This window comes from Terasakiella brassicae (assembly GCF_014641495.1).
In the GTDB taxonomy this organism is placed as follows: Bacteria; Pseudomonadota; Alphaproteobacteria; order Rhodospirillales; family Terasakiellaceae; genus Terasakiella; species Terasakiella brassicae.
The window spans coordinates 17,843-42,859 of record NZ_BMHV01000005.1 but is presented as its reverse complement, the minus strand read 5'-3'; the positions used below and the strand labels follow the sequence as shown (position 1 = coordinate 42,859).

Below are 25,017 nucleotides of genomic sequence, written 5' to 3'. Positions count from 1 at the left end.
TAGCCTTTCGCTTGTTAAACGGTAGCGTTTTGAACAAGTTGTTCGATTATAAAAGGAAAATAATAAACAAATAAAGCCTCTTGTTTAAAAAAATAAACGTGCTACTGTGGTGTTTAATATTTAACTAATTTGTGTCTAGTTTGAGTAGAAAAAATAAACGGCACACCTTGTAATGGAGATGCAAATGAAATTGGCGGATCAAGGTTTATTCAAGACCGATGGTTATATCGATGGTGCGTGGGTGCAGAGCGTGCAGGCACAGACATTTGATGTTTTAAACCCTGCAACCGGGGACAAGCTGGCGAGTGTGGCCGATATGGGGGCTGTGGAAACACGTCAGGCCATTGAAGCCGCTGATCGTGCATTTGGTCCGTGGAAGTCCTTGATCGCCAAAGAACGCGCCAATATTTTGCGTAAATGGTTCGACCTGATTTTGGAAAATCAGGAAGACCTCGCCCAGCTTATGACGGCCGAACAGGGAAAACCCTTGGCTGAAGCCCGTGGTGAAGTCATTTATGGGGCATCCTTTGTGGAATGGTTTGCCGAAGAAGGCAAACGGATGTACGGCGATGTGATCCCGTCTCATGGTGCAGACAAACGCATCACGGTTTTAAAACAACCGATCGGTGTTGTTGCGGCCATTACACCGTGGAACTTCCCCAATGCGATGATTACACGCAAGGTGGCGCCCGCCTTGGCGGCAGGTTGCACCGTTGTGGTCAAACCGGGCGAAGATACACCGCTTTCTGCATTGGCTTTGGCCGAACTGGCTGAACGCGCGGGCATGCCAAAGGGGGTCTTTAACGTTGTCACAGGGTGCAAAGCCAATGCGGCAGCAATCGGTGGGGAAATGACATCGAACCCGATTGTGAAAAAACTGTCTTTCACAGGCTCTACACCGGTTGGCAAATTGTTGATGAAACAATGTGCAGATCAGGTCAAGAAGGTTTCTTTGGAATTGGGCGGTAATGCACCGTTCATCGTCTTTGATGATGCCGATCTGGATGCGGCTGTTGCCGGGGCGATGGCGTCCAAATATCGCAATGCAGGCCAAACCTGTGTCTGTGCAAACCGTCTTTATGTTCAGGCCGGTGTCTATGATGCCTTTGCCGCCAAACTGGCTGAAGCCGTTGAAAAAATGCAGGTCGGCAACGGTGTGGATGCTGGGGTGACCCAAGGTCCGTTGATCAACGAAGCAGCTGTTACAAAGGTGGAAGGTCTGGTCCGAGACGCACAGGAAAAAGGCGCGACGGTTGTGACTGGCGGGGCGCGTCATGCCTTGGGCGGGACGTTCTTCCAACCAACTATTTTGACAGGCGTCACAGGCGATATGCGCATTGCCAGCGAAGAGATTTTCGGCCCCGTGGCCCCGCTTTATAAATTTGAAAGCGAAGAAGAAGTCATCCGCGCGGCAAACGATACACCTTATGGACTGGCCGCTTATTTTTACGCCCGTGATATCGGGCGTGTTTGGCGTGTTTCTGAAGGTTTGGAATATGGCATTGTCGGAATCAACGAAGGCATTATCTCAACCGAAGCTGCCCCGTTTGGTGGTGTAAAAGAATCCGGTATCGGTCGGGAAGGCTCCAAATACGGTCTCGATGATTTTATCGAAGTTAAATACCTGTGTCTCGGCGGGATTGACCGCTGATCTTTGGGAATGGAAAGGAAATAAAAATATGTCTCTCTCATCTGATTTGAAAGATCGTCGCCTTAAGGCTATCCCGCAAGGGGTCGGCAATTTGACCTCTATTTTCACACAACGTGCAGATAACGCGGAATTGTGGGATGTGGAAGGTAAACGCTATGTCGATTTTGCCAGCGGGATTGCTGTGTTGAATACAGGTCATTGTAACCCCAAAGTCATGGCAGCTGCCAAAGAACAGATGGACCGTTTTACCCATACCTGTTTCCATGTTGCCATGTATGACAAGTATGTCGAGTTGGCAGAAAAATTAAATGAAATTACACCGGGTGATCATGCCAAGAAATCCATGTTGGTTTCAACGGGTGCCGAAGCTGTGGAAAATGCGATTAAAATAGCGCGTTCTTATACTGGGCGTCCGGCGGTTATCGCGTTTAATGGTGCGTTTCACGGTCGCACCTTGTTGGGAATGGGACTGACCGGTAAGGTGACACCTTATAAAAAAGGTTTTGCACCCTTCCCGACAGAACTCTATCACGCACCATTCCCCGGCGGATATCGTGGTTGCGATATTGAAGAAGCCATTGCGGGTCTGGAAGAATTGTTCCGTTCCGACATTGACCCCGCTCGTGTCGCGGCTTTCATTATTGAACCCGTTCAGGGCGAAGGTGGTTTCAATCCTGTTCCGGCAGAATTTATGCAGGCCTTGCGTAAAATTGCCGATGAACATGGCATTTTGTTGATTTGTGACGAAATTCAGACAGGCTTTGCCCGTACAGGCAAAATGTTTGCTACAGAATATGCGGGCATTATCCCTGATATGATGACCTTGGCAAAAAGTCTGGCCGGTGGTTTCCCGCTGTCTGCGGTTGTTGGTCGTGCCGATGTGATGGATGCGGTTCATCCCGGTGGCCTTGGCGGTACCTATGCGGGTTTCCCCCCGGCATGTGCGGCAGCGTTGGCTGCGATTGAGGTAATCGAGGAAGAAAAACTGTGCGAACGTGCCGTGGCTCTTGGTGATAAAATTCAAGGCCGTTTCAAGGCAATGGCAGAAGCCAAGTTTGACTGCATCGGTGATGTGCGTGGTCTGGGCGCAATGGTCGCGATGGAGCTGGTCAAAGACCGTGCGGCAAAAACACCGGATGCCGATCTAACCAAAGCCCTGCTGGCAGAAGCGGAAAAACGCGGTTTGATCCTGCTGTCCTGCGGGACATACGGCAACGTGGTTCGCGTTCTTGTTCCTTTGACCGTTAGCGATGCGATCTTGGAAGAAGGATTGAATATTTTAGAAGAATCTTTGGTAGCAGCCCTCTCCTAGAAACTCCCGTGCTGCTAAAACTTGCCTGCAACGGACCACCCGTTGCAGGCATTTTTTTGTTTAAAGGAAAGGCATGTTACTCAACTCGCGCGGGGACGTTTTCCAACGCCTGTATGCCAAAGCCGATCTTTTGTAAATCCCGACCACTGGGCTGTTGATAAGCTTGCAGGCCGAATTCGGGCAGAACCGCATAAAGATGGTCGATAATATCGGACTGGATATCTTCGTAAGAGGCCCATGCGGTTGTGTTCGTGAAACAATAAATCTCCAGCGGCAAACCATCCGATCCCGGTGCCAGTTGGCGGACCAGCATGGTCATGTCGTTTCTGATTTTATCGTGACTTTCCAGATAGCGCAGAACATAGGCCCGAAAGGTGCCCACATTGGTCAGGCGGCGGGTGTTGACCGGATCGTGATTGTTTTCACCGAGTTTGGCATTCCATTGGGTGAGTTCTTTGTCTTTATTGTCCAGATACTCAGATAGCAAAGTGAATTTCCTGAGGTGGTCTTTTTCATCCTCTTTCAGGAAATGAATGCTGTTTTGATCCAGATATAAGGCCCGCTTAATACGCCGCCCACCGGACTCCTGCATGCCGCGCCAGTTTTTAAACGGTTCGCTGACAAGGCGGCGTGTCGGCAGGGTGGTAATGGTTTTATCCCAGTTTTGAACTTTGACCGTATGTAAGGCCACGTCAATGACATTGCCATCGGCGCGCAGTTCGGGCATTTCAATCCAATCGCCGACGCGCACCATATCGCTGGATGAGATTTGAACGCTGGCAACCAAGGATAACAACGTATCCTGAAAGACCAACATCAAAACTGCGGCCATTGCACCCAAACCGGACAGAAGGATCAAGGGCGATTTGTCGATCAAGGCTGCGACAATGAGAATGGCAGCAATCACGTAAATGGCGATTTTGATGACCTGCAAATACCCTTTTATCGGTTTGTTGGCAGCGTCAGGGCGGCGTTGGTAAAGCGCGTTGGCAACGACCAAAGCCTCCCCCAGTGCCAAGGCGATGGTCAGGATAATAAAGGCCGAGGCCACATTGCGCACAATGATATTAAGCTGATCAGGGATATCCGGGATGAGGGAAATCCCCATAATGACAATCAGGGCCGGAACCACATTGGCCAATCGCGCAATGACATTATGTTCCATAATATCGCGATCATGCCCGTATTTGGTCAGGCTCAAAATCTTAAAGATGACCCGCAGCAACAGGCGCTTGACCACAAAATTGGCAAAGGTTGCAAGGACCGTCAAAAAAACCAAGGCCGCAAAATTGGCGACATAATGGTTTTCACGATACAGCTGGATGAGTTGGTCGATTGATGTCGTGATATGTTCCATAGAGACTCTTGTACGAGATCATACAATATATTTCAACTTTAACAGGGATATACCCTGATTATGACATAAGCCGATCAAATCATAAAAGAAAGCCCCTAAGGGTAGAGGTCCGTGCAAGAAAGCGTAATTGCAGCATGTTCTCTTTTTGTTCTTGACTTATTTGGTGAGTTCAGGTTAATATAGCTTCAGTCAACGGGAGAAGTGCGATCAAAGCGTTTCTTCCGTTTTCTATTTGTTGCACAGCCATGTTTCGATCAATTCGAGACGTGGCTTTTTTTATGTCTGCCCCAAAGCGGCTTGCAACTTTTACAACCACGTGAGGATATATAATGTTTAGTTTTTTCAATGAGATGTCTGAATTCTTTTCCATCGGTGATGGTTATACACCTGATAGCCCAGAGACATCGCCGGATGCGATTAATACCGATAACGCGCTTTCCAGTTTAGGATATTTTGGTCAAAATGGGGAAAGTGAGTTTGCATTGCCCAACCGGGTTAAAGCGTTTCAGGATGCCAATGGGTTAAAGCCGGATGGTGTGATCAATGCAGGTGGTCCAACGGAAAAAGCGTTATCGGATGCCTTGAAACAAAGGACATCGGCCCCGGCCTCTTTACCGAAAAAAGCGGATGATTCTTTGCCGTCAAATGTGACCGTGAAAAAGACGGGCGATCAATCTTTTCAGGCCAGTGCTTCTTTTGGGGCAAAGCCTAAAAGTACCCCGGTAACAGAATTGGGGGAGGCATCGGAAAAGACACCGCAGTTGCCAAAAATATCGAAGGCTCAGACCGATAAAATGTGGCAACAGGTTGGCGAAAATCAAAAGGCAAAAACAACACAGCATGCCTTGCAGAATTTAATGAACCACCCACTTTATCAAAAAAAGGACAAGGCGTATTTAAAGCATGTGCAGGGGGAATTTGAACGGGCTTATCCCGGTGATGTGGAATATGACACGAGCGGGCAAATGCGACCGATTAAACCCGTGATCAAACCGCAGGAGGTTCGTGCATTTCATCAGCCCAAGGCAGGGGAGGCGCATGAGTGGGAAGAAAATAACCCGGAACGGACATGGGACCTGCAAAGCGAACAACGTGATCGGGAAGAATATAAACGTAAAAATCCAGAGTCCCCAGTTCCGGATTTGTCATTTCAGGAGATGCAAAACCTTTTGGAACATGATGCAGATGCTTTTAATCGGTTACCTCAAGCAGATCGTGCGGCCTATCATGCCTATATGAAAAAAATACATATCAACCGCCGCCCCGACCAGAAACCGCATGAACGCGCCGAAGTGACGCGCAATGCCATCGTTGCCGGGCGTGAAGGCGGCGCAGGCTCCTATGTTGGGGAAGCCGTCACCCAACCGTTTTTAGAGGCCGGTGCACAAGTGGGGGTAGGGCTGGATCTTTTGATGGGGAACGAGCCGGATTACGAGGCCTTTGAAAAAAAAATGAAAGAAATCCGCGATCGGGTCCCGGCAGGGTATCAAGGGGCAGAAGGTATTCGATCGACACAAAAGATCGGGAAAGGCCTTGTAAAGGCCGGGTCCTTTTTACCGCCGCTAGCCCCTGTGGTCTCCCTTCAATCTGCGGGGGAGACGGCAAGCCAGCTTGCCAAGGCAGGGGTGTCGTTAAAAGGACAACGCATTGGCGCTGCCCTTACCGGACTGACCAGTATGTTTGGTAAAGGCGTAACGAAAGGCGGATTGAAAAAGGTAAACGAAATGCTGGTTAAACGTTTCGGAACAGATCTGAAAAAAATGACCCCGCAACAGCTTCAGATGATCGGTGATGCGGCTCTGAATGAGGCATGGTCGATTGGCCCGAAGGGGATTGTGGAGAGTGTATTGAAAAAAGGAGAATATCGTTAATTATCACAACTATGATTGCCAAGTTTCAGTAAATAAACCTTTGTGAAAACACAGGTAATTTCTAGAAAAGAAACGGGCGAAATATCTTGCTCTTTGTCAAAAAGCCAAAGATTGACCCGGGCTGTTGTACTATTTTGTGCAGCAGCCTTTTTTGTCCAATAGATTGCCTTTTCTTCATTGGTTTTAAGGTACCACGTGCCAAGAGAGAGTTGTGCGCCAATGTGTGATTGTTCTGCAGCTTTAGTAAGCCAATAAATAAAATTTTTGGCACTTTTATTTCTGCCTCCTTCATCATCAAAACAAAGGCCAAAATTATTTTGTGCGGAGCTATAGCCTAAATGTGCCGCTTTTTCATACCAATCACATGCGACTTTTCTATTGTGAGGATAAGCTTTTCCCCAACTATAAAGTAAACCAATCGCATTCATCGCTTTCGCATTGCCTTTTTCTGCCAGAGCATGAAAAATGGATTTTGCTTTTTCATAATCCCCGTCATCATAGGCCGTATATCCGTCCTCGACACTTTGCGCAAACGCGGGGCTGGCAAGCAGCAGGCTGAACAAAAACAAAACAACTTTCATAAACTGTCCCTTAAAGCGAGGTTCTCAGATCACTATGACAGGCTTTGAGCTGTTTTTCATGAGAAAACCTGTTTGGATGGATTAAAGAAGGTCAACGAAATGCTGGTTAAACGCTTCGGAACCGACATGAAAAAAATGACCCCACAACAGCTTCAGATGATCGGTGATGCGGCTCTGAATGAGGCATGGTCGATTGGCCCGAAGGGGATTGTGGAGAGGACTTATGAACGTGATGATATGGAGAGAGATTATTCACAATAATTTGTCTGTTTTTTCAACATGATATTCATGGTGTAAACGCAAGCAATCTGTCTAAATGTCGGTTCGGGGCCAATATAGTCGTAACCCATTTCCCACATGGAAACGAGGGCATAAATACTGCCTGAAACAACGGCTTTTTGGCCCCATTCTTTTGAGAGATCTTGATTTGTGTCTGCATAAAACATCATAAGAGCAATTTGTGAAGGTTTATGGCCTTTATGGGCTGCCTTTGTAAGCCATTCTAATTGCTTTTTTACACTACGTTTGCGGCCGCCATCTACTTCGAAACATCTAGCAAAATTATATTTTGCACTAAGAAAATCCTTATTGGCGGCTTTTTCATACCAGTCACATGCGATTTTTCTATTATGGGGATAAGCTTTTCCCCAACTATAGAGTAAACCGATTGCATTCATTGCTTTCGCGTCGCCTTGTTCTGCCAAAGCATGAAAAATGGATTTTGCTTTTTCATAATCTCCGTCATCATAGGCCGCATATCCATCCTCGACACTTTGTGAAAATGCGGGGCTGACAAGCAGCAGGCTGAACAAAAACAAAACGATTTTCATAAACGATCCCTTAACGCGTGGTTCTCAAGTCACTATGACAGGCTTTGAGCCGTTTTTCATGGAGAATTGTGGGGTGTGTTTTTTATTTCATCTCCAATAAATTTTAAAGTCCTTGAGCCCACAGTAGTAAGTTTCCATAAAAAAAGCCCCGCAAACAAATGCTTGCGGGGTTAAGTATACTCTTGAGGGATAACGAATGGACTGGTGTAGGTAATAGCCGCGTTAACATCACAGATGTGACGCACCAGTCCCGGCTATGAAGAAGATAATGCCTGCATCCTTTGCGCGTGGCTGTGACGGGTATCACAGGAGGGGTGTTTTTCATAAAAATGTCAGGAAAACAGCGCAAAAAAAAGCCACACAAGGGGAAGTGTGGCTTAAAGTCTCGGGAATGAAAAAGTTCTCTTGGAAACAAGCTTGCAGCTGCTCTCGTAATGTCCTTGGGTGGAGGACGTTTGCTGCATTCTATGTCTCTTTGATACATATAAGAATGCCTTAACGAAGTTTAAAGGTCTGTGATAGGGGTCACAGATTGAAAAAAACTTTAAATTATCGCTTAAATGGGAAGCACGAGTTGTGGTTTTCAGGGGATCAGTCGCCGCGCACGTCTTCGACCATTTGGCTGAGGGCAGCGATGTTGGTGACTTTCAGGCCGTTTTTCTTACGTTCAACAAAGCCTTTGCGCGCGAGATCGTTCATCACACGAGCAACGGTTTCGCGGGTCGAGCTGACGCGCGATCCGATATCGCCATGTATGGGCATGGGGGAAATAAAGGCCTCATCGTCATCGACCATATTTTCACGGGCTTGGCGTAAAATTTCAGCATGGACCCGGTTGGCGGCCCCCAATGTGGACAAGTCCATAATACGTTCGTTGGAAATCCGAATGATATGGGCCATGTTTTTTAAAACACGCGCAGCCACAACGGGGTGTCCGGTCAGCAGTTCCATAAACCGCGATTGCGGCATGGCCGCGAGCAAAGAGCGTTCAACGGCCATAACACTGGCAGAACGGGGCAGGCTGTCGATAGCGGCCATTTCACCAAATTGTTTGCCCTCGGTAAAATCATCCAAGGTGATTTCCTTACCACCAACGGTATAGATGATAATGCGCACGCGACCTTGTACGATGAAAAACACATCGGTGCTTTCCGCCTGCCGGTCGATGATCTGTTCTTGGGCGTCGAACCATTTCCAACGGCATTGTTTGTTCAATGCCTCGACAATATCTTCAGATAAACCCTCAAGCAGATTTATGTTAGCCAGTGTGTTCTGAACGTTCACCATGACGAACCTTTGTTTTTTATATGTTTTTATTGTGCCGGGATTTACGCAACAGCGCAACAGGGGATTGAATCGGAAGCGAATCAAAAAAAGATTCGGTTCCGATTCAAATCAACTTCATATGAAGTTATTCAGCTTAATATAATGATGGATTAAAATTATTAGGGTGGCTTATTTAAAAACGACTGTTTTCATGCCATTCATCAAAATACGATGTTCTACATGGGCACGCACGGCACGTGAAAGAACGCCGTTTTCGATGTCGCGCCCCACCGCTTTTAACTTTTCCGGTGTGAAGGTATGGTCAACGCGTTCGACCGCCTGTTCAATAATCGGTCCTTCGTCCAGATCACCGGTGACGTAATGGGCGGTTGCTCCGATCAGTTTGACACCGCGTTCATGGGCCTGACGGTACGGGTTTGCCCCTTTGAAGCTGGGTAAGAATGAATGGTGGATGTTGATGCAACGCCCGCGTAGTTTTTCACACATGCGCGGCGATAAAATTTGCATATAGCGCGCTAGAACAACCAGATCAATTTCCAGATTTTGGATCAAATCCCAGACGGCTTCTTCCTGTTCATCCTTGGTGTCTTTGGTGACGGGCATGTGATAAAACGGGATGTCATGCCATTGCGCCAATTCTTCCAGGTCGGGGTGGTTGGACACAATCGCCGGGATGTCGGCATTTAATTCCCCGGTGCGATAACGATATAACAGATCGTTGAGACAGTGATCGAACTTGGAAACAAGAACCAACAACCGTTGTTTGCGGTTGGCGTCATGGATGCCCCAGACCATTTGAAAACGTTCTGCCACGCGTGAGAAATTTTTCGCCAGCTCAAACGCATCGGGGGTATAGGGGCCGGGGGTAAAGACAGTCCGCATGAAAAAACGATCGGATACGGAATCGCCAAAATGGGCAGACTCGTTAATAAAGGCGTCTTGATCGGCGAGAAAGCCGGAAACCTGTGCCACAATGCCGGTATGGTCGGGACAGGAAATGGTCAGAATATATTTTTTATTTTGCGCATTCATAACTTACATGCTCTCATCAATAATAATGGCCGCCCCGCCGCGCCGGGAATCCCCGACACCGTCGAAACGGCCCGTTTCCAAGTTGGCCCGTACAGAATGTACGCCACCAAAAAAGAGGTTTTGTTTTTCCCAGACTTTATAGTGTGGAACGTGATCGCCCAAGTCTTTTAAGGCGAAAGGATCAAATCCGGGTTCGATATTCAATAATCCGCGTTCATAATGCAGGCGTGGGGCAGTGACCGCCTGTTCCAGTGACATGTTAAATTCCAGAAGATTGACCAGAACCTGCAAGACGGCCGTGCGGATCCGGTTGGACCCACCGGAGCCCAACGCAACATTGATCCCATCATCGCGCAACAAAAGCGTTGGCGACATCATGGAGGCCATACGCACATCTTGCGGCCATTGGTTAAACCCATGCGGATTGATATCTTCTTCGCCCAGCATATTGTTCAACATCACGCCGGTACCGGGCAGGATATGACCGCACCCTTCCCCATTGGAAACGGTCAGGGAGGCGGCATTGCCGAATTTGTCAATGGCACTTATATGCGTGGTACCGCGTAGCGCACTGGGGCGACCCAGAATATGTTGGCGATAGGTTTGCAAGAAACTTTGATCCAGCATTTCAAGCTGGGCCTGATCGGCACCGTCAGCGAGGGCCGCATCCAGCCGCGCCTTGTTGGTCAGGGCCATGATTTGACTGAGACGTTCAATATGATCTTTGGAGCCAAAGGCAAGATCACGTAGACCCGCAGTCTTGATCAGTTCCAGGGCAAAGGCGATGAGCAATCCGCCGGTGGATGGCGCTGGATTGGTGTAGAAATGGGAGCGATTGTAATCCACGCGTAGCGGTTTGCGTTTGTAAACTCGATAATCGCGCAGGTCGCCAAGGCTCAGATGCCCGCCATGATCCCAACAGTCGGTTTCAATCAATTTGGCAATATCACCTTGATAAAATAGATCACTGCCTTCTTTGGCGAGGCTTTCCAAAAAGGTGGCGCTGTCCGGGTTATATTGGATCTCGCCTTCACGCAGCAAATGTCCGCTGTGATTGGGACTGCCGTAAAGGGTTTTGCTGTCATCAGATGCCATGAAGATTGCTTCGACAATATCAAAAATGCTGGCTTGCATGGCGTTGACCTGAACGCCGTTTCGCGCCAGATCAATGGCCGGGGCAAGCACCACGTCTATAGGCAGGCTGCCCAGATCTTTGTGGGCGTCAAATAATCCTTTGACCACGCCGGGGGTGGCAATGGAGCCGCGCCCGATATGGAATTCCTGTGTGACGGTGCCGAAATCGGCAAGAATGGGATAGAAATCAGGGTTGTCTTTGCGCTTTTTTGGGGTCTGCGTGAAAAAATCATACAAAACGGGATCGCTGTCATGGGCATGTGCCAGCAAAAAACCACCACCGCCAAAAGAAGATAAGACAGGCTCGGTGATGCAGGAGGCACACATGCAGGCAAGAATGGCGTCAAAGGCATTGCCGCCTTCTTCCAGCATCAAGGCGCCAGCCTTGGCGGTTTGTGGATGTCCTGCGGCAATCGCGCCGTTTGTTTTCCCCATGTGGTTTTCCCCTCAACCCCTGTTTTGAATTATCTGGGTGCTGCTGCTCTTTTTAACCGATCATTTATGGCAAGACCAAGGCCGTCTTGGGGAATGGGTGAAACCGCCATGCGTGTAAAGCCATCGCGATCCAGTTCCCGCATCATGGCAAAGAGATTAGCCGCCGCTTCGTTAAGATTGCCTGAAGGGCTGAGATTTAACGTGGCTTTTTCACAATCAGGGCCGAATCCTAACAGAATTTCACCGTCTTCAATCTCGTTTACATTCAGGCGCATGGGCAGGGTTGGGGCATAATGACTGGTCAGCATACCGGGGGATTTGGGGGCATCTGGGGCATCATCGGGAAAAATCAACGGGCCGACAATTTGTTCCAGTTCTTCCACGGAAATACCACCGGGGCGCAAGAAACCGACTTGTTGCCCACAGGCGTCAACCACGGTGGATTCCAGACCAACGGCACAAGGCCCGCCATCTAAAATCATATCGACCTTACCCGGCAAGGATTGGGCAACGTGGCTGGCTTGGGTTGGTGAAATTTGACCGGATCGGTTGGCACTTGGTGCCGCAATGGGTTTACCTGATGCCTTTAACAATTCAGTGGCAATTGGATGATTGGGCATACGAATGGCAACCGTATCCAGTCCTGCACTGACCAACAGAGACAGGCCGCTGTCTTTTTTGCGTGGTAAAACCAGTGTTAAGGCACCGGGCCAAAAAGCATGTGCCAGTTTTTCCCCCTGTTCGGTGAACTCGACCAACTTGCGCGCTGTTTCCATATCCGGCACATGGACAATCAGGGGGTTAAAGCTCGGACGTTCCTTGGCGGCAAAAATAGAGGCCACCGCACTTTCCGAGGTTGCATCCGCGCCCAGTCCATAAACTGTTTCTGTTGGAAAAGCCACCAACCCGCCTGCACGAATAATGCAGCCGGCTTTGACAATCATATCAGCAGTTGGTTTGAATATACGATCAGCTTCACTCATAACCCCGCCTCAATAGCGCGAAGACGGCGAAAAGGGAAGGGAAAAGACGACGACTCTGAAACCGTCTTTTCCCGTCCCAGTGACAAGTCGCCTTAAAGGCCGAAGTCCGCAATGGCACCTTTGGCCTTGGCGCCTTCGGTGGCGTAGTAGAAGCCGTTGGCGAACGGGATACCGTCCATAAGACCATCGAGCTTTTCGGTGGCTTCGATCGGTTCCAGTTTGTTGTCCAGAACATCGCGGTAGATTTTGGCGACTTCAACCATATCGGTATCATGTGGAGATAGTCGGAAATGGTTGATGCCCATATTTTGCAGGTCATCCAGTTCGCCGACCAGATTAGCGCAGGTATAAGACATGGTTTGAATGCCGTTGACCGCCAAAAACGGATCACCATCCAATGTATCCAAATCCATACCGTCCGGGTCTTTGTCACAGACATATTGGCAGGAATCTTTGGCTAAACCGTGGGAACGGGCATGATAACAGCGTGCAGACAAGGCCAAGGGCAAGCGCCCGAAAATCTGAACTTCCAAATCTGCTGTTGCAACCTTTGCAAGGGCGCTGAGGGAATGTCGAGACAGTTCACCGGGCAGCGAGATATGTTTTGCGCCCTGTTGTTCCATGACTTTCAACGTGCCTTCGTTATAGATATTGATGAAGGGGCCAAGGGCGTGGTCTGTACCGGAAAGTTGTGCGCAGGCCGACAGGTCGTTGGCCTCGATCATCATGCCTTCCATCTCGCACATTTCGCGCACGAGGGCCATTTCGCGTTTGGTCATCACAAGGGCGAGGGTGGAGAAAATCACCCGTTTGCCCGCATTCATCAAACGTTCGGCCACTTCGGGAATTTCCGGCGCAAAAAACGGTTGACGTTTGGAACAGACGACTTCACCCAAAAAGACGGTATCAACCGGGGCTTCGTCGGCAACGCGGAAGTAAAAATCTTTCAGTTTCTCAGGCGCCCAGTTGAACAGGCAGGGGCCCATATTTAAATGTGTTGTGGTCATTTTTATTGCCATCTCTTGTTATAAGCGCCGGTGGTTTCGCGTTGTCCTTCGGTGATGCGTTCCAGTCCCAAGGGTGGAACGGCTTCGCCGTTGGCGGCGGCATCTGCGGCTTTGCGGAAAGCTGCGACCACTTGTGCGATATAGGCTTTGCCGCGTTGGCGGCCTTCGATCTTCAGGGCGGTGACGCCGGCTTCCATCAATTCGGGCAGATATTGCGCGGCGTTCAAACTGGTCGGATCTTCAAACAGGTAAGAAGCCTTGTCCTGCGTAACGAAGCGCCCTTTGCACAAGGTCGGATATCCGGCGGCTTCAGACTCTTTAAAACTGTTGATGGTGAAGTCCCCCAGTTTGGAGACCATTTTATTGCCTTTGTCCTCATAACGCACATGGCTGGCGGGTGAACAAACGCCGTTCATGTTCGGGGATTGTCCGGTGGCGTAAGACGACAGCGAACAACGCCCTTCGGCCATAACGCACAAACCACCAAAAACGAAAACTTCGGTTTCCACATCGATTTCACGGTTCAGGGCTGCAATTTCCGGCACGGTCAGGACGCGGGGCAAAACAACGCGTTTTACATCAAATGTGTTTTTATAATAGTTGATCGCATCCGGGTTGGAGGCGGACGCCTGTACGGATAAATGGCGGCGGGTATCCGGGCGTTTTTCTGCGGCATAGGCCAATAAGCCAAGATCGGCCATGATCAGGGCATGCGCACCGAGGTCGGCAGCATCTTCCACCGCCTTGTGCCAAGGATCGGGGTTGCCTGCTTCGGGATAGGTGTTGAGGGCCACAAGAACTTTGGAGCCATGCGAGCGGGCGTATTCTATGCCTTCGCCCAGTTCTTCGCGTGAAAAGTTCAACCCCGGAAAGTTTCGGGCATTGGTGGCATCGCGAAAGCCGCAATAGACGGTGTCTGCACCGGCATCGACGGCAGCGCGTAAGGCCGCCGGTGTACCTGCCGGGCAGACGAGTTCAAGTTTTTCGGTCTTCATGCTGTTTTTCCAGAGCGACGACGCACCTGTTTTTTCAGGGCGTTTACAGTTGTTTCAAGTTCTTCGATGGTGGCAGCCTGCGCATCGCACTTGCGTTGTAAAGGGGCGAGTGTCGCACGGCTTAAGGTTTCCAGATCGCGGGTGAAGCGTTTGAAAATATTACCGGCGGCTTGCGCGGCTAAATCGGCAGGTTTTGCCAAGGGGCCGAAAAAGGCGAGCAGATCGTTATGAACATCAATATCGGCACCATCAACCGCGTTGCGCAAGGCAAGGACAGCCTCGGTATCGCCTTCAACGACCAGATCGCGCGAGAAGAAAAGTGCATCACCGTCAATGCGGCCTTCTAGCAGTTCGATCAATAACAAAAGCGGACCGCGAATGGCGGCTTGGGTGTAAAGTTCGCGTTCGTCCGTGTCGCTATCAACGATTTCAAGGGTGGGGTCTTCTGCCAATGTATCCATAACAAAGGAAAAGGGCAGGTCCACCGGGTCGATTAAAAATCGTGGGGAATTGACCGATTTCAGACGGTCAAATACATCCGGGTGCTGGCGGTGCATCTGTTTGATCGCTGCGTTAAAGGCAGGTTGCAGCAATTTATGCGGCAGGGGTCGTGCAGCAATTCCGGCCAAAAGAACCGGAGATAACGGCGCAACAGGACCCTTTTTGTGTGACGTCATCAGGGGGGCCTCAATTTTGCGAGATAATCTTTGGGATGTCTTACCCTATGTTCCCTGATTAAAAATTGACCTGAGGCAAGTGGCGTTCATATTTGAAGGGAATAAACGGAAAAGGGCCGGTCAGGCAATTGCCACCGGCCCTAAATTCTCATATCTGCATTCTTGCGAAAAACCGCCCGCGGTTGCGACCTTCGCTGCAGTCACCGTACAGGAAATACGGCGGCTAAATCATGGCCCTGTAAGTGTCGGGTCACTACAAAGAACATTCTCTGTATGCCTTGTATACTGCCGTTTTTTTAGTTTTTTAACAAGACTTGAACTTAAAAAAATAATGCCTATAGCAGGCCATTATTCTTTGCCTTTGGCAATGAAGAAACCGTTTTTAAAACCGGGTTTTCCATACAAAAATTCATCTCCGTCAGGGGTGACGACCGATCCACCGGCCCCTAAGACAACAGCATGCCCGGCACCTGTATCCCATTCCATTGTCGGGCCGAAACGCGGATAAAGATCGGCCGTTCCTTCTGCAACCTGACAGAATTTGATGGAGGAACCGGACGAAACTTCCTTTGCAACCGTATAATCTTTTAAAAATTCATCGACTTCGGGGGTCTTGTGGGACCGACTGACAACAGCAACGATGCCTTCCTTTGGCGCGGAGCGAACAGAAATTGGTTTTACCTCGCCATCCGAATTGCGCACAAAGGCCCCATATTCCAGCGCGCCCCAGAACATACGATTCAGTGCGGGTGCGTGAACAACACCGAAAATCGGGCGGCGGTTTTGATCGATCAAGGCAATGTTCACGGTGAATTCATCCTGTTTGTTGATGAATTGTTTGGTGCCATCGACCGGATCGACCAGCCAGAACATTTTACCTTCGATGTCAGGGGAGCTTCCAGCGCTGAAGGCTTCTTCGGCAACAACAGGGACATCGGGTGCCAGTTGTTGCAAGACCGGGGTGATAATGGCTTCGGCCTTGCGGTCGGCCTCTGTCACCGGTGATTCATCTTTTTTCGAATAAATTTCAAAATCGCTATGATAAATTTCCATCGTCGCATCGCCTGCGACACGCGCAATGTGGAGCAATTCGTCAATTGCCGCTTGATTTAGTGTGAAACTCACAAAAATAACTCCAAGAAATAGGGTGTTTGTTTATTTGACGTTGTCTTGCCACAATTTTTCCGGCGCGTCCAATGATTCAGAATGAATGCTTTCTGTAATAAAATGCGATGCTGTAAAATCATCAGACCAATGATTTCCGGGCAGACCTGCTTTCATTTTAAGATGGGTTAAAAATTGTTTCTTATCCGGCAGTTTTTCCCAAACGGAGGGTAAAAACAAAGCGCGTTTGCCAGCGGCCTGTATGATAAGACCATCAATGTTGGGGCGCAATTGTTCCAGAAGATCGGCTTCGTTCTGGATTTCCATCGGGAATGCCGGGGATAGAATGGAAATATGAAGACTGAGATCTTTCAACTCGTCTGCACTGAGGGGATGAAAGCGGGGATCCTGAAAGGCTGCCTTATAAGCATTATCGGCGATGTCTTTGGCCAAGGGCGCATGGGCTTGTAAAGAACCGATACAGCCGCGCAAATTGCCACCGTTTTTTTCCAGCGTGACGAAACTTGCGCCGGGTTCTTTCAAACTGGCAGGGAAGCTTTCAAGATCAAGTTTAACGGGTTCGTGATGGGTCAAACCCCGTTTGATGGAGGCCGCAGCAAGTTGTAACAATGTGGCCCCGTGTCGGTTTAAAATAGCCTTGGTTCGAAATGCGAAGGCATCGTAATCACTGATTTGATGCCCCCCGCTTAATGCCCATGCCCCATAGCCGACCACCCGGTCCTTTGACCCAGCTGTATCGCCGGAGTTACGCACATCCAATGTAATGATATCCATATGGCGCATTTTGGCAATTTCCAGCAAACCTTTTAAAGGAACACGTCCACAAGCCTGATTATTGTCGATATGGGCGGTGTCAAAGTTTTCAATGGCTTGTACGGTTCGATTGTCCAGACTTTGACAGGCATTGTAATCAAGGTAATGCGAAAGATCGGTACTGATGACAATCAGCGTTTCCGGCCCGCCCCAGACGGCTTCCAAAACATCGGCAACTTCGGTGGGGGAGGCTTGCCCGACGACGAGGGGCAGCAAGGTAAAGTCAGCGAGGATGGATTGCAGAAACGGCAGATGAACTTCAAGGCTATGTTCATCTTGATGGGTTGGGTCGAAGGTAAAAACCTGCGGCATCTTTTCGACTTTTTCGCGCAAACCTTCATCCAGTTTTATGCGACCTAAGGGAGTCTCAAAATATGTTGCGCTGGACAAAGCCAATCCGCCGATGGGGACACGGTGGCATGGACCAAGCAGTACGACCCGTGTGATCGTATGCCTGTGTGCCAATAAACGGTAGTAGGCACTGGCTGCGACAGGCCCGCTATAAACATATCCGGCATGGGGAACAATTAAGGCTTTGGGGGGCTCAAGGCTTGAGCCGTTGTTTCCTTGAACAGATTGGGCTTTGGTCAAAAAATCTTTGATCGTCTGGCGTAAAATAACAGGGTCGTCGGGGTAAAAAGTGCCCGCGACGGCTGCGGCGCGAACCGTTTCCATTGGGCTTTCCTTTATGTATTGTCTCTTTTACCCCATACTATAGGAAATCGTTTTTCTTTTCCATGTTCCTAATCGTCAGAGGGTCTTGTGGATATGAAGGAACCGATATCCTGATCCATGCCCATAATATGGTCGATGAGCCAGTTTTTAAGGAAATGTAAAAGCTCGTCACCATTTTTTGTGTTGTAATGATCTTGAACTTTGTTGAGTTCGGCCATAACGAAACTGGCTAAAAGCTTGTGAACTTGTTTGTGGTTCTTCAGGTGGGGATAGCCGATTTCTTCCATGTAATTTTCTTCACGCTGGAAATGATATTTGGTGTAATGGGCCAGTTCATCCAGAATGGAATGGAAGATTTTCTCATCCTCTTTATATAGGCAAGCCTGATAGAGACGGTTGAGAATGGCAACCAGCATTTTGTGGTCGTCATCAATCAGGGGAATGCCGGTGTCTAGATATTCTGACCATTCTATCAGGGTTTCGGCATCAAGAACCCGGCGCACGGCTTGCAATAGGGCCGCTTGGGTATAGGGTTTGGACAAGAGGTTTTGATAAAGCTGTTTTGCAAAAATATTGCCTTCGATTAAATCTTGACCCGCTTGTGCCGTATAGCCTGATGTCAGCTGTATTTTTGTACGGGGGCTAACCTGTTGTGTCATAATGGCAAGGTCGAAACCGTTAATTTTGCCGGGCATAATGACATCTGAAAATAGAAGGTCGATATCGTCGCTTTGTTTCAAAATAGTGATGGCTTCGCTTGCAGAATGGGTTGTCGTGACGCGATAGCCTGCATGTTCGAGGTTGGTTTTTGCCAGTTCCAGCAATTCTGTTTCATCGTCGACAAGAAGGATATGTTCGTTGCCGCCGGGTAGTTCTGTTTGTTGCGCCGGCTTGCACAGTGCTTTGGGTTTATCTTTTGTGGCGCGTGGCAGAAAAATTTTGAAGGATGTCCCGACACCTTCTTCAGAATAGACCCGGATATAACCACGCGAGCGATGCACAAAACCAAAGACCATCGCAAGGCCCATTCCTGTGCCGTGTCCTTTTTCTTTTGTACTGAAGAAAGGTTCGAAAATTTTATCCTGAATATCAGCCGGGATACCGCATCCATTATCGGATATGGTGATTTGCACATAAGTATCTTGCGTGTTTTCCTGTTTAAAAACGCTGTCGATATTGGTGGTTTCAATCAGTAATTCACCATCATGAGAGATCGCATGTTTGGCATTAACCGCCAAATTAACCAGACAATCTTCGAAATCACCGGGGTCAATATCGACGAGATGGATATCGTCGGATAACTGCAATTTCAATTTAATCGACTTGGACAGGGAATGTTCCAGCAAGGGGGAAATTTCAGTGATGATGTCATTGACGTTCACCGTTTGAATGGAGGTTGGCGACTGACGGGTAAAGCCTAACAATTGTTTTGTCAGTTTGGCGCCACGATTGGATGCTTTCAGGGCTGTTTCTACTTTTTTACGGGCATTGTCATTGTCGTTGACCAATCGGAGCAAAAGCTCCAGATTGCCGCTGATAATGGCCAGCAGGTTGTTGAAATCATGTGCGAGCCCACCGGCAAGCTGTCCGACAGCTTCCAGTTTCTGTTGTTTTTTAATGACGTCTTCCAAACGCAATTGTTCTGTGATGTCGTCCTGTATAGCCAGAAAATGTGTGATCTTTCCTTTATCATCCCGAATAGGGGAGATGACGGTTTCTTCGATAAAGGGTGTTCCGTCTTTTTTATGATTTTCAATCCGCCCTTGCCAGACGTTACCGCTGAGGATTGTTTTCCAGATATCGCCGTCTTTGAGTTTGCTTGCATGGCTTTGAGAGAAGAAATTGGGTTTTTCCCCAATGATTTCGTCGTTCCTGTAGCCTGTGATTTGGGTGAAGTAGGGGTTGGCATATTCGATGATGCCATCGGCATCGCTGATCAGGATGATGCTGCGGCTTTGTTCGATCGCCATTTTTAGCTTGCGTAATTCGGCTTCTCGCTTGCGGCGTTGGGTGATGTCTGTGCGCACACCGACAACACCGCCGTCTTTTGTTTTTTGTTCACTAATGGAAAGCCATCTACCATCCTGTAGTAATTGTTCAACCGGCCCTCTTGGATTGAGGTGCAATTCCATTCGTTCAGCCAGCCACTCTTCTTCACGACCAACAGCCCTTGGAAAACTCCCGTTTTTTAAACCGGAACGCAGGATGGCTTCCAGAGTCTGCCCCACATGTATGGTGCCGACATGGTTTTCATAGAACCCCTGAAAAACAGAGTTGAAAATCACAAGTCGGTCTTCCTTGTCGAAAAGGGCAAATCCTTCGGTCATCGACTCGATTGCGGTCACAAGCTGTTGACGTAAAGTTTCTTTTTCCTGTTCGTTTTTTTTGCGTTCTGTAATGTCATGAATAATTGCACTGAAATACTTTTGCCCTTTGGATTGCCAGCTTCCCAGTGAAAGTTCAATGGGAAATTCATGCCCGTCCTTATGCAACGCTTCGAGTTCGATTGTATGGCCAATTAATGTATGATCTTTGTTAAAATAGGCATGATGCAAGCTTTCATCATGCGTGTCGCGATAACGTTCCGGCATCAACATCGTGACGGGTTGTCCGATGGCTTCTTCATGGGTATAGCCGAATGTCCGTTCGGCAGCCGGATTCCATGCCTCAATCAGTCCGTGTTTTCCTGAGGCAACCACAACGGATATTTCCGCAGAATGGGTGATGGAGCGAAAACGTTCTTCGGCCTCGGCAATATTGTCAACCTGTCCTTGTAACCTGTTGAGCATGCGTTGGAAGACAAATACACCAGATAAAATCAGAACACTAAGCAGAACGGCCAAATTGAGCCATTGATAGGTTCGCAGCTTGGCGGTTTTTTCTTCTTGATCGGCCTGATGGATGCTGACAACCCGGTCCAGTTTCGGCAGCAATGTCTCACATAAAAGCGATATTTGGCTGATCAGTTTTGGATCAATGGATGAATTGCGTTCCGACTGCACCATCATGCGATCTATGTTGGTGAACAGCCGCAAGATATGCTGATCAATCTGATGGGGTGCGTGATTATAAAGGGCCGAGAGTTCAGACGGGGCATTTTTCAATATTGAATTTTGCCGCAAGTAGTCATGCGAACTTTTAAACAGATCGACGGCTTGATTAAGTTCGCGTTTGATTTCTTGTATTTCGATGGGGCTGGTTGTCTGTGACAGGCGGTTGCTGTAAAGATCAATGCGTTGCGACAACATGCGTTGACGCCCGGCAATGTTGATGATTTCAGCCCCTTTGCCCTGGCTGACAACCACAACTTCGAGCAAAACGGCACCAAAAATTGCCAAGGAACCGATGATCGCCAAAACCAGAAGGTATTGTTTTTGTAGTCCCGAGGTTAGTTTTGACGACATTTCGGTTCCTCACATTATATCTATTTTTGTATATCTATTTTTGTTTGTTTTTCTGCCATTGATGGGCCCACTGCTGAAAGTCGTCGCGGGCAAGTGGAGGTGAAAAATAATATCCCTGAAGCAGGTCACTTCCCAATTCTTTCAGAAAATTGAGTGTTTCAAGGTCTTCAACCCCTTCGGAAACGATCGACATGGATAAGGTATGTGCCAGATTTGTGGTTGATTGCACGATGGACTTGGCACTTTCTTCCGTCATCACATTCATAACAAAGGAACGGTCAATTTTGACTTCGTTAAAAGGGATGTCGCGCAACTGTTTCATGGATGAATAGCCCGTTCCGAAATCATCAATCGACAGCTTAAAGCCCTTCATGCGCAGGCGGGTCAGGACATCAAGATAGGTTTTTCCTTCTTCCAGAACGGCATTTTCTGTAATTTCGATGGTCAGAAAATTAGTTGAAATACCGTATTTAAGGGCTTGGGCAAACAGAAGGTCGGGTAAATCCAGATTGGAGAGGGAATGGGCGGAAAAATTGATCGAGCAACCTATATTGATCCCGCAAGTCTGCCAGTGCGTCAATGTTTCCAGAACCTGTTCAAACATACAGAGTGTAAGATCGTTGATCAGGTTGTTATCTTCGGCAAAGGAGATGAACTGAAAAGGAGGAACAAGGCCTTTTTCAGGATGATGCCATCGGGCCAGAGCTTCGCAGGCGACAAGCGTATCGTCATGGGTTGAAATTTGCGGTTGGAAAAAGGGTTGAATCTGCTTGTTGTCAATGGCCGCACGCATTTCTTCGACAGTTGGAAAGGTTTGATCCTGTTTGTCGTATTTGACAGTGGACGATACTGCTTTTCTCTCAATGGAACGCAAGGTAACGCGTGATAGAATATCTTCCAAAGACGTGATCTTAATGGGTTTACTGAGGGACCCGAGAACATTAAGGCCGTGGTCACGTGCCAACCTGTTTGCGGTTGAAATAATGCTTTCATCCATCCCGCTGACGACGATGATATCGGCATTACATTGATTGTGGCCCAAAAAACGCATGAGTTCGATACCATCCATATCGGGCATGGACAGGTCCATTACGATACAATCCAGATCATTGGAATAAAGCAATGGGAAATCAAGCGATTTATGCGTTTTTGCTGTGGAAAAACCCATACCGTCTGCAACATCACAAATGAATTCACAGATGTCCGGTTCGTCATCAATAACAAGCAGTTTTTTAATCATCAATTAGCCTTGAACAATTTATGTTCTTATATTTTGAGCGCGTTATATGTTTCTCATTTTAATTTTAAGTTTGTTATTTATCTTATTTTTGCTCTTAGAGCTTTGTATGTTCTACTCTAAAGTATATTACATTTCATGGGAGCAAAAGTATATATTACAATGTTTTACTATATCACTTTGTAGACAAGTGTAGAAACAAGTTCGTTGACCTTGATCAGTATATCCTTTTTTTTGTGTTAAATTTAGAAGATGCACTTAAAAAGTAAGGGCGTTTTGGTGTTAACACGAGCTTGTGAAGATGGTTCCACAAGCTCGCTCTCTTTTGTGTTAATAACGTTTGTAGGGTAGGAATTTGCCGTTCAAAGTGACGACGACACGGTCGCCTGCCGGGTTTTCTTCTTTTGCAATATCCATTGAAAAATCAATGGCTGACATGATGCCATCGCCAAATTGTTCTTCAATCAAGGCTTTCATTGCCGGGCCGTAGACCTGAATAAGTTCATAAAAACGATAGAGCAACGCGTCTGTGGGAACCTCTTGCCCCAATGCCCCGCGATAAGGGGGAACCGTCAGCCATTTGGCTTCTGCATCGCTGAGGTCGAAAATACGGGCGGCAATGGCGGCTTCGTGTTCATTCATTGCCATTTGACCCAGCAGGCCGCAGGTCACCCATTCTTTGGATTGACCGATTTCTTCGGCGACATGTGCCCAAGTCAGGTCTTTGGCTAGTTTGGCGGCAACTATTTTTTCGGTAACGAGTGCGCGTGACATCAATTTACTCCTTATGATGTGTGGGATAAAGGGCTCTGATGTGTTTTCATGTTGTTGCCTGTGTCAGAGTTTAAATATCAACAAGAAGAAACAGCACAGAGCGAAGAAAAGGGTCAATGTTTGCCAAAAAAGAACGGGGTTCCTTTCCATTAAAGGCATGGCAGTACGCCGTTTGAAATCGGCACCTGGTTTTTCCAAATCACTGAGGAATTCGGAAAACGATTGATAACGTCTGTTCACATCGGGATGGACAGCTTTACTTAACGCCGCCTCGATCCAATCCGGTAAGGGCGATTGCGAGGCTAACGTCGATCTGAAACGAAGCTTATGCAGGTCTTTGCGGTTCCTGACGTGCGATGTTTTGGCCCCATAGGGCAGGTGCCCGGTCAACAGCTCATAGGTAATAACGCCAAGGGAATACAAGTCTGAACTTTGTGTCCCGCCATAACCCAGAAAATATTCCGGGGCGCTATATTGTACGGTGCCTAAAATATCGTGATCGATATATAATGGGGAGACTTCCTGTACACCGGCAACGCGTGTAGACCCGAAATCAATAATTTTCACCGTGCCTTGATGATCGATCATAATGTTTTCAGGGCGTAAATCCTGATGAAGCATTTCGCGACGATGAAATGCTCTTAACCCTTGAACAATCTGGCCAACAATGTTGCGGACCTCCTGTATAGGGGGGAGGGGATGATCGTTCATCCATTGACGCAGGGTTTGGCCATCGATGAAGGGGGTAATGGTATAAAGGGCGCTCCGTTTCTCCGGCGCGGGGGCAGCGCCTAAAACATGCGGATTTTGGATGCGTCTTGAAATCCATTCTTCCATCACGAAACGCCGTAAGTAATCGGAACTTTCCTGTAAATCGACGGAAGGGAACTTTAAAACGACAGGTGTATGCTGTTCGCTATGCGCTAGAAAAATATGACTGCGTGCGGATGACACAATGGGGCGAATAATTTCAAAACCGTCGATCATGTCACCGGCTTTGGGCAGGGCAATGAGTGGCAGGTTCAGGGTCTCATCCAGCAAGCCTGCGCCGTCACGTTCTTCGGCTAAACGATCAATACGAACAATTTGCAGGGTGAGGTTGTCATCGCTTCCGGTTTCTAAAGATTTTTTGACAATCGTTTCAGCGGCATTCTGTAAGGTTGCACTCGAACGAATGGTTTCTATAACGTCTTGGGGGCGCCAAAATTCGTGAACGCCATCGGTGGTCAGTAAAAAGATATCACCAATGCGCAGCCGATGTTCGCTATAGTCAATTTCGACCTGTGCCCCGGAACCGACAGAGCGCCCCAGATAGCTTTCAGTTTCTGAAACGTCGACGCGATGATCTTCTGTCAGGGGCTCAAGGGAATTGTGATTTAAGCGCCAAATCCGGCTGTCCCCAACGTGAAAAATATGGGCGTGGTGACCTTTTAAAATAAGGCAGGCTAAGGTGCAGACACGCCCCCGATTCATATCGTGAATGCGGGCATGCCTGTTTTGGGAATAAAGCCATGAATTTGTTGCCAGAATAACGCGGGAGGCAGAGGTTTTGACCGTCCATGCATCGGATGTGCAATAGTAATCCGACATTAACGATTTGACGATGGTTTCACTTGCTTCGGCGGAAACCGGACTGCTGCTGATGCCATCGGCAAGTGCCAACGTAATACCTTTCAGGGCAAGTTCCTGACCTTCGGGAATGAGGGTACCGTGAAAATCCTGATTGGTTGGTTTGCGCCCCGCCGTTGAATACTGCCCGATACTGACGGATAAGTATGGTTTGACGGATGTTCCTTTGGGCATGGCAGACCTTTTAAAAAATGAAGCCCGACGAAAA

At 48.3% G+C, this 25,017-nt stretch carries 20 protein-coding genes; 4 read left to right on the top strand and 16 right to left on the bottom strand.

The window, feature by feature from the left end; translation table 11 throughout:
* Positions 1-184: 184 nt before the first annotated feature.
* Positions 185-1,651 (top strand): NAD-dependent succinate-semialdehyde dehydrogenase, encoded by a 1,467-nt coding sequence (locus tag IEW74_RS04395; RefSeq protein WP_188662019.1) that lies wholly within the window; start codon positions 185-187, stop codon positions 1,649-1,651.
* A 28-nt stretch (positions 1,652-1,679) separates the two neighbouring features.
* On the top strand, positions 1,680-2,963 hold the full coding sequence (gabT, locus tag IEW74_RS04390) for a 4-aminobutyrate--2-oxoglutarate transaminase (RefSeq protein ID WP_188662017.1): 1,284 nt from the start codon (positions 1,680-1,682) through the stop codon (positions 2,961-2,963).
* 76 nt (positions 2,964-3,039) lie between these two features.
* Here the strand turns inward: gabT and IEW74_RS04385 are convergent, their stop codons facing one another.
* Positions 3,040-4,320 (bottom strand): mechanosensitive ion channel family protein, encoded by a 1,281-nt coding sequence (locus tag IEW74_RS04385; RefSeq protein WP_188662015.1) that lies wholly within the window; start codon positions 4,318-4,320, stop codon positions 3,040-3,042.
* 329 nt (positions 4,321-4,649) lie between these two features.
* On the opposite strand from IEW74_RS04385, the gene IEW74_RS04380 reads away from it, so the two are divergent.
* Complete coding sequence (locus IEW74_RS04380) at positions 4,650-6,191, top strand: hypothetical protein (RefSeq protein ID WP_188662013.1); 1,542 nt, start codon at positions 4,650-4,652, stop codon at positions 6,189-6,191.
* Here IEW74_RS04380 and IEW74_RS04375 read toward each other — a convergent pair.
* Positions 6,188-6,772, bottom strand: coding sequence for a tetratricopeptide repeat protein (locus IEW74_RS04375; protein ID WP_188662011.1), 585 nt, complete (start codon positions 6,770-6,772; stop codon positions 6,188-6,190). The two genes, IEW74_RS04380 and IEW74_RS04375, sit on opposite strands and share 4 nt — an antisense overlap.
* Before the next feature lie 72 nt (positions 6,773-6,844).
* Between IEW74_RS04375 and IEW74_RS04370 the strand changes: the two genes are divergently transcribed.
* Entirely contained in the window at positions 6,845-7,033 is a 189-nt protein-coding gene (locus IEW74_RS04370; RefSeq protein WP_188662008.1) for a hypothetical protein, read from the top strand.
* Here the strand turns inward: IEW74_RS04370 and IEW74_RS04365 are convergent.
* From IEW74_RS04365 to IEW74_RS04300, 14 genes are all read right to left on the bottom strand, one after another.
* A complete protein-coding gene (locus IEW74_RS04365) occupies positions 7,021-7,602 on the bottom strand; it encodes a tetratricopeptide repeat protein (protein ID WP_188662006.1) in 582 nt (193 codons plus the stop codon). The genes IEW74_RS04370 and IEW74_RS04365 overlap by 13 nt on opposite strands.
* A gap of 591 nt (positions 7,603-8,193) precedes the next feature.
* Positions 8,194-8,889 carry a Crp/Fnr family transcriptional regulator gene (locus tag IEW74_RS04360; RefSeq protein ID WP_188662004.1) on the bottom strand — a complete coding sequence of 232 codons (696 nt, stop codon included), beginning with the start codon at positions 8,887-8,889 and terminating at the stop codon, positions 8,194-8,196.
* 168 nt (positions 8,890-9,057) lie between these two features.
* The gene (gene purU, locus IEW74_RS04355; protein ID WP_188662002.1) at positions 9,058-9,921 is read right to left on the bottom strand and encodes a formyltetrahydrofolate deformylase; all 864 of its coding nucleotides are present in this window, start codon (positions 9,919-9,921) and stop codon (positions 9,058-9,060) included.
* A gap of 3 nt (positions 9,922-9,924) precedes the next feature.
* A complete protein-coding gene (ggt, locus tag IEW74_RS04350) occupies positions 9,925-11,490 on the bottom strand; it encodes a gamma-glutamyltransferase (RefSeq protein WP_188662000.1) in 1,566 nt (521 codons plus the stop codon).
* A 29-nt stretch (positions 11,491-11,519) separates the two neighbouring features.
* Positions 11,520-12,473 carry an L-threonylcarbamoyladenylate synthase gene (locus IEW74_RS04345; protein ID WP_188661998.1) on the bottom strand — a complete coding sequence of 318 codons (954 nt, stop codon included), beginning with the start codon at positions 12,471-12,473 and terminating at the stop codon, positions 11,520-11,522.
* Positions 12,474-12,565: 92 nt separating this feature from the next.
* On the bottom strand, positions 12,566-13,480 hold the full coding sequence (ubiV, locus tag IEW74_RS04340) for a ubiquinone anaerobic biosynthesis protein UbiV (protein WP_188661996.1): 915 nt from the start codon (positions 13,478-13,480) through the stop codon (positions 12,566-12,568).
* Positions 13,481-13,482: 2 nt separating this feature from the next.
* Positions 13,483-14,475: a ubiquinone anaerobic biosynthesis protein UbiU gene (gene ubiU, locus IEW74_RS04335; protein WP_188661994.1), complete on the bottom strand. Its 993-nt coding sequence runs from the start codon at positions 14,473-14,475 to the stop codon at positions 13,483-13,485.
* Entirely contained in the window at positions 14,472-15,152 is a 681-nt protein-coding gene (gene ubiT / locus IEW74_RS04330; RefSeq protein ID WP_188661992.1) for a ubiquinone anaerobic biosynthesis accessory factor UbiT, read from the bottom strand. Before ubiT ends, ubiU begins: the two co-directional genes overlap by 4 nt.
* A 348-nt stretch (positions 15,153-15,500) precedes the next feature.
* Positions 15,501-16,277 carry a 3'(2'),5'-bisphosphate nucleotidase CysQ gene (gene cysQ / locus IEW74_RS04325; RefSeq protein WP_188661990.1) on the bottom strand — a complete coding sequence of 259 codons (777 nt, stop codon included), beginning with the start codon at positions 16,275-16,277 and terminating at the stop codon, positions 15,501-15,503.
* A 30-nt stretch (positions 16,278-16,307) separates the two neighbouring features.
* Complete coding sequence (amrB, locus tag IEW74_RS04320) at positions 16,308-17,765, bottom strand: AmmeMemoRadiSam system protein B (protein WP_188661987.1); 1,458 nt, start codon at positions 17,763-17,765, stop codon at positions 16,308-16,310.
* 68 nt (positions 17,766-17,833) lie between these two features.
* On the bottom strand, positions 17,834-21,169 hold the full coding sequence (locus IEW74_RS04315; RefSeq protein ID WP_188661985.1) for a bacteriohemerythrin: 3,336 nt from the start codon (positions 21,167-21,169) through the stop codon (positions 17,834-17,836).
* A gap of 34 nt (positions 21,170-21,203) precedes the next feature.
* On the bottom strand, positions 21,204-22,409 hold the full coding sequence (locus IEW74_RS04310; RefSeq protein ID WP_188661977.1) for an EAL domain-containing response regulator: 1,206 nt from the start codon (positions 22,407-22,409) through the stop codon (positions 21,204-21,206).
* Between the two features lie 327 nt (positions 22,410-22,736).
* Complete coding sequence (gene cynS, locus IEW74_RS04305) at positions 22,737-23,180, bottom strand: cyanase (RefSeq protein WP_188661974.1); 444 nt, start codon at positions 23,178-23,180, stop codon at positions 22,737-22,739.
* Between the two features lie 63 nt (positions 23,181-23,243).
* Entirely contained in the window at positions 23,244-24,983 is a 1,740-nt protein-coding gene (locus tag IEW74_RS04300) for a bifunctional protein-serine/threonine kinase/phosphatase (protein WP_188661972.1), read from the bottom strand.
* Positions 24,984-25,017: the final 34 nt, after the last annotated feature.

Excerpts from the sequence above, each read along its gene's own strand:
- IEW74_RS04395 (WP_188662019.1), top strand. The coding sequence starts at position 185 with ATGAAATTGGCGGATCAAGGTTTATTCAAGACCGATGGTTATATCGAT.
- gabT (WP_188662017.1), top strand. The coding sequence starts at position 1,680 with ATGTCTCTCTCATCTGATTTGAAAGATCGTCGCCTTAAGGCTATCCCG.
- IEW74_RS04385 (WP_188662015.1), bottom strand. The coding sequence starts at position 4,320 with ATGGAACATATCACGACATCAATCGACCAACTCATCCAGCTGTATCGT.
- IEW74_RS04380 (WP_188662013.1), top strand. The coding sequence starts at position 4,650 with ATGTTTAGTTTTTTCAATGAGATGTCTGAATTCTTTTCCATCGGTGAT.
- IEW74_RS04375 (WP_188662011.1), bottom strand. The coding sequence starts at position 6,772 with ATGAAAGTTGTTTTGTTTTTGTTCAGCCTGCTGCTTGCCAGCCCCGCG.
- IEW74_RS04365 (WP_188662006.1), bottom strand. The coding sequence starts at position 7,602 with ATGAAAATCGTTTTGTTTTTGTTCAGCCTGCTGCTTGTCAGCCCCGCA.
- IEW74_RS04360 (WP_188662004.1), bottom strand. The coding sequence starts at position 8,889 with ATGGTGAACGTTCAGAACACACTGGCTAACATAAATCTGCTTGAGGGT.
- purU (WP_188662002.1), bottom strand. The coding sequence starts at position 9,921 with ATGAATGCGCAAAATAAAAAATATATTCTGACCATTTCCTGTCCCGAC.
- ggt (WP_188662000.1), bottom strand. The coding sequence starts at position 11,490 with ATGGGGAAAACAAACGGCGCGATTGCCGCAGGACATCCACAAACCGCC.
- IEW74_RS04345 (WP_188661998.1), bottom strand. The coding sequence starts at position 12,473 with ATGAGTGAAGCTGATCGTATATTCAAACCAACTGCTGATATGATTGTC.
- ubiV (WP_188661996.1), bottom strand. The coding sequence starts at position 13,480 with ATGACCACAACACATTTAAATATGGGCCCCTGCCTGTTCAACTGGGCG.
- ubiU (WP_188661994.1), bottom strand. The coding sequence starts at position 14,475 with ATGAAGACCGAAAAACTTGAACTCGTCTGCCCGGCAGGTACACCGGCG.
- ubiT (WP_188661992.1), bottom strand. The coding sequence starts at position 15,152 with ATGACGTCACACAAAAAGGGTCCTGTTGCGCCGTTATCTCCGGTTCTT.
- amrB (WP_188661987.1), bottom strand. The coding sequence starts at position 17,765 with ATGGAAACGGTTCGCGCCGCAGCCGTCGCGGGCACTTTTTACCCCGAC.
- IEW74_RS04315 (WP_188661985.1), bottom strand. The coding sequence starts at position 21,169 with ATGTCGTCAAAACTAACCTCGGGACTACAAAAACAATACCTTCTGGTT.
- IEW74_RS04310 (WP_188661977.1), bottom strand. The coding sequence starts at position 22,409 with ATGATTAAAAAACTGCTTGTTATTGATGACGAACCGGACATCTGTGAA.
- cynS (WP_188661974.1), bottom strand. The coding sequence starts at position 23,180 with ATGTCACGCGCACTCGTTACCGAAAAAATAGTTGCCGCCAAACTAGCC.
- IEW74_RS04300 (WP_188661972.1), bottom strand. The coding sequence starts at position 24,983 with ATGCCCAAAGGAACATCCGTCAAACCATACTTATCCGTCAGTATCGGG.